Origin of the sequence: Halochromatium glycolicum, from assembly GCF_016584085.1 — a bacterium.
GTDB classification, from domain to species: domain Bacteria; phylum Pseudomonadota; class Gammaproteobacteria; order Chromatiales; family Chromatiaceae; genus Lamprobacter; species Lamprobacter glycolicus.
On sequence record NZ_NRSJ01000145.1, the window covers coordinates 1 to 515 of the forward strand.

Genomic DNA, 515 nt, shown 5'->3' on the forward strand with positions numbered 1-515 from the left:
GCAGATGCAGTCGGGGCGGCGCGGTCCGAGGTCCACTTCGCATATTAAGGTGACGCGTGTGGCCTCGAACACCGAGCGACCCTGCAGCGACCCGCTTAACAGCGTCAACAGCGTGCCGCAGATCCCGGGGGGCAATGAGATATGAAAAAGCCTGAACTCACCGCGACGTCTGTCGAGAAGTTTCTGATCGAAAAGTTCGACAGCGTCTCCGACCTGATGCAGCTCTCGGAGGGCGAAGAATCTCGTGCTTTCAGCTTCGACGTAGGAGGGCGTGGATATGTCCTGCGGGTAAATAGCTGCGCCGATGGTTTCTACAAAGATCGTTATGTTTATCGGCACTTTGCATCGGCCGCGCTCCCGATTCCGGAAGTGCTTGACATTGGGGAATTCAGCGAGAGCCTGACCTATTGCATCTCCCGCCGTGCACAGGGTGTCACGTTGCAAGACCTGCCTGAAACCGAACTGCCCGCTGTTCTGCAGCCGGTCGCGGAGGCCATGGATGCGATCGCTGCGGC

The 515-nt window shown here is 58.6% G+C and carries 2 protein-coding genes; one reads left to right on the forward strand and one right to left on the reverse strand.

What is annotated here, in order from left to right; all coding sequences use genetic code 11:
- On the reverse strand, positions 1 to 135 hold a 135-nt coding region (locus CKO40_RS25570; RefSeq protein WP_420827413.1), incomplete at its 3' end, for a hypothetical protein.
- A gap of 6 nt (positions 136 to 141) precedes the next feature.
- Here CKO40_RS25570 and CKO40_RS23900 point away from each other — a divergent pair.
- Positions 142 to 515, forward strand: a 374-nt coding sequence (locus tag CKO40_RS23900) for a protein kinase family protein (RefSeq protein ID WP_476702813.1), incomplete at its 3' end; no start/stop codon positions are given.